6 protein-coding genes are annotated in these 3,272 nt (G+C 69.9%); all 6 read right to left on the bottom strand.

All coding sequences use genetic code 11. The features are described 5' to 3' along the window. The coding region (locus WA805_RS08205; RefSeq protein ID WP_425242029.1) for a glutamate-cysteine ligase family protein at window positions 1–214 on the bottom strand (214 nt) is incomplete at its 3' end. A gap of 43 nt (window positions 215–257) precedes the next feature. Next, window positions 258–1,109, bottom strand: a complete 852-nt coding sequence (locus WA805_RS08200) for a DUF72 domain-containing protein (RefSeq protein WP_422285230.1) — start codon at window positions 1,107–1,109, stop codon at window positions 258–260. 41 nt (window positions 1,110–1,150) lie between these two features. Further along, window positions 1,151–1,408, bottom strand: a complete 258-nt coding sequence (locus WA805_RS08195) for an SHOCT domain-containing protein (RefSeq protein WP_422285232.1) — start codon at window positions 1,406–1,408, stop codon at window positions 1,151–1,153. Between the two features lie 28 nt (window positions 1,409–1,436). Further along, window positions 1,437–1,859: a DUF6325 family protein gene (locus tag WA805_RS08190; protein ID WP_422271392.1), complete on the bottom strand. Its 423-nt coding sequence runs from the start codon at window positions 1,857–1,859 to the stop codon at window positions 1,437–1,439. A gap of 39 nt (window positions 1,860–1,898) precedes the next feature. After that, window positions 1,899–2,927, bottom strand: a complete 1,029-nt coding sequence (glsA, locus tag WA805_RS08185; RefSeq protein ID WP_422271390.1) for a glutaminase A — start codon at window positions 2,925–2,927, stop codon at window positions 1,899–1,901. Between the two features lie 14 nt (window positions 2,928–2,941). Next, the coding region (locus WA805_RS08180) for a helix-turn-helix domain-containing protein (RefSeq protein ID WP_425242028.1) at window positions 2,942–3,272 on the bottom strand (331 nt) is incomplete at its 5' end.

The raw sequence follows: 3,272 nt of genomic DNA, 5'->3' as shown, positions 1-3,272 counted from the left end.
ACCGGCACCGCCGCACCTCGCGGGCGAGCTCGCCGAGATCGCGGCACACCGTGGTGTTGGTCTCCAGCTGCTGCCGCTGCAGCTCGGCGGCGAGCTCCGTCTTCTCCGGCTGGCCGGCGGCGCGCAGCGCCGTTTCGGCCACCGCGAGGGGCTGGCCGGTGCCGGGCTCGACCAGCAGCAGTTCTTCTTCCACACCCACGGTGCGCATCGTCATTGCCCGGGCATGCCCGCCAGCCGCCGCCTCAACCGAAGCCGGCTCAGAACAGCGTCGGCGGTCCGGCGGGGACCGGCTCTGGCAGCGGCTCGATCTCGGGCATCCTGGCGCGCACGTCGTCGTGGAAGCGGCGCGCCAGCTCCAGCGCCTCGACGTTATCCGGCGTGTGGATGAATACGGTCGGGGACCGCCCCTCGCGCAGCCAGCCGGCGACCACGTCGGCCCAGTCCTGCCAGCCCGCCGCCGTACGCGCCGGGTCGTCGCGGCCGATGTAGCGGACGATGGGATGGGACGTGAGCGCCCGTGTCCGCCGGGGCACGCGCGGCTTGTTCCGCCACGCCTCCCGCTCGATGTCACTCACCGGCGGGCTCCCGAACAAGACGGTGGTGTCGAACGGCACCCACTCGGCGCCGACGGCGCCGAGCACGCTCTCGAGCTGCTGTTCCCAGCGCGGGTCGGCGAAGAACGCGCGGTGCCGCACCTCGACCGCGTACCGGTGCTCGCGCGGCAGACGGCGCAGGAAGCCGCTGAGCGCGCCCAGGTCGGCCGGGCTGAACGACGGCGGCAGCTGTATCCAGAGGGCGTGGGCACGCGGCCCGAGGGGCTCGATCGCGGCCAGGAAGGAGCGCAGCGGGTCGGCGACGTCGGCGAGGCGGCGCTCATGGGTGATCGCCTTCGGCAGCTTGAGAACCAGCCGGAAGTCCGGCTCGGTCTGCGCGGCCCACGACCGGACCGTGTCGAGGGCAGGCGTCGCGTAGAAAGTCGTATTGCCCTCGACGGCGTTGCACCAGGTCGCGTAGGCGTGCAGGCTCTCGCGCGATGCCAGCGGCTGCGGCAGGTAACGGCCCTGCCAGGCTGCGTAGCTCCACATCGCGCATCCGACGTGGAGTTTCATGGCCCGAGAATATGCGCCCTCACTAGCCGCCGGGGCTCGGGCTACAGGCTCAGAAGTCTCGCCTTCTGCGCGGCGAACTCTTCCTCGGTCAGGATTCCCTGGTCCCTCAGCGCAGCGAACTTCTGCAGCTCTTCGGCCACATCCACCGGCGCCGGAGGAGGCTGCTGCACTGCCTGATCGGCTGCCTGCTGCCGGTAGCGGGCATCCTGGCGCCGGGCGACATGACCGCTGACGGCCGTGGCCGTTCCGGCGATCACAGCCGTGCGGGCCATGGTGCGGCCGAGTCCCCGTCGACGCATGATCTGTGCTCCTCTGCTGGCTCGCTGTTCAGTCTTCGGAGGGGAGGGCGGCGAGGGCGGCATCGACAAGCTCGCGGGGCACCCGGGCGCCCTCAAGGACGCTGCCGCCGGCGGTCCGCAGTGCCTGGGCGAATTCGGCGGCCCAGAGGTCTTCCCAGAGAACTATCACTGCGCACGAGTCGGGGTCGAGGCCGGCTGCGGTGTAGGAGATGTCCTCCTCGCTGATCACGCCGCCCGCTTCGCCCTGGAGTCCGGCGAACCCCTTTACCTCATCGAGCTCATCGAATTCGAACGTCGTGACGCTGCCTTCAGCGTCCTTCTTCACGAAGACGAGGTCGATGATGTGGATCAGGTTGTTCTCCACAAGGCGCTCGATCGCCGGGGCGAACTCGTCGTGAATCTGGGTGCCCCGGAATCCCAAGATCAGGTACTCGACAGGTCCGATCTCCATCGGTTCTCCTTCTTTCCCCGGCACGGCCTGGGACATCACTCAGTACTCTACCGAGGGCTCAGCGGACCGGGAAGGGCGCTGTTGGCTGGACGCGAACAGGCTGAGTCCGAGCGTCCTGGACAGGTGTCGTGCCGCCAGCTGCCCCCGGACGCTGTTTCCGGCCCGGTCCAGGGGCGGGGAGAACGTCCCCAGGCCGCCCTTGCCCGGCGAGACGGCCACGATCCCGCCGCCGATCCCGCTCTTCCCCGGCACCCCGACGTCGAAAAGCCAGTCGCCAGAGGTCTGGTACATCCCGGCGGTGGCCATGACCGCGAGCGCATGCTGGCAGACGGCTGGGGTGACCACCCGCCGCCCGGTCACCGGATTGACCCCCCCGTCGGCCAGGGTGGCGCTCATCACCGCGAGGTCTTCTGCGCTGGTCAGCAGGCAGCTCTGCCGGGTGTACAGGTCGACGGCCTCGCCCGGATCACAGTAGATCCGGCCCCGGCTGGCCAGGTAGTTCGCGATGGCGCGATTGCGCTGGTTGGCCGCCGCGGCGGAGGCGTAGACCTCCTCGCTCAGCGCCAGGTCACGGCCGGCGAATCGAGACAGCCCCTCGGCGATGAACAGCCATTTCGCCGCGCTGCTGTCGCCAGGCACCAGGCTTACCGCCGCGATGGCTCCCGCGTTCACCATCGGATTCGATCGCCCGTCCGGGCTGCGCTCGACCGCGGCTACGGAGTCGAACGCCAGCCCTGTCGCATTCACCCCGAGTGCCTGCCTGACCTGTTCGTCCCCGAGCACGTCGCATACCAGGGCGAAGGTAAACGGCTTGGCCACGCTCATGACCGTGAACTCGTGCCCGGTGTCCCCGGCCCGGTAGATGCTGCCGGTGACGCCAGCCACGCAAATGCCGAAAAGGTCTCCGGGGACACCGGCCAGCGCCGGGTACGTCTGAGAATTCTCCCCGCTGGTCTCCTGGCGGTATTTCTCAAATGCCTCGTCGATGGCGGCCTGAACCTGCCGGGGTGACGGCAGGTGACCGGTCGACACGTACCGGCCGTTCCTCTCCGAGGCCCTGCTTGTCATGTCCCTGCTTCCGACTAGGAATGCGGCAGTTCGCGCCAGGCGCGGACGGCGGTGACGAGCTCAGCCACATCCCCTGGGTTGGCGAGGACCCGGCCGGTGCCGGCCTCGATGCGGCGCAGCCGGTAGCGGACGGTGTTGGGATGGCAGAAGAGCTCCGCGCCGGCGACGTTGGCGGAGCCGCTCGCCCGCACCCACGCCTCGAAGGTGCCGAGCAGCAGGTCAAGCTCCTCCTCGGGCAGCTCGAGCAGACTGCCGAGCACCGCGCGCGCCGTCTCGAGGGCGGCGTGCGGCGCGGCCGCGACCAGGATGTCGATCGGGCTGTCGCGGAACTGCGCGACCCCGGTG

Origin of the sequence: Trebonia sp. (assembly GCF_049794275.1) — a bacterium.
Classification (GTDB): Bacteria; Actinomycetota; Actinomycetes; order Streptosporangiales; family Streptosporangiaceae; genus Trebonia.
This window is presented reverse-complemented; position numbering and strand designations above follow the sequence as displayed.

Excerpts from the sequence above, each read along its gene's own strand:
- glsA (WP_422271390.1), bottom strand. The coding sequence starts at position 2,927 with ATGACAAGCAGGGCCTCGGAGAGGAACGGCCGGTACGTGTCGACCGGT.
- WA805_RS08195 (WP_422285232.1), bottom strand. The coding sequence starts at position 1,408 with ATGCGTCGACGGGGACTCGGCCGCACCATGGCCCGCACGGCTGTGATC.
- WA805_RS08200 (WP_422285230.1), bottom strand. The coding sequence starts at position 1,109 with ATGAAACTCCACGTCGGATGCGCGATGTGGAGCTACGCAGCCTGGCAG.
- WA805_RS08190 (WP_422271392.1), bottom strand. The coding sequence starts at position 1,859 with ATGGAGATCGGACCTGTCGAGTACCTGATCTTGGGATTCCGGGGCACC.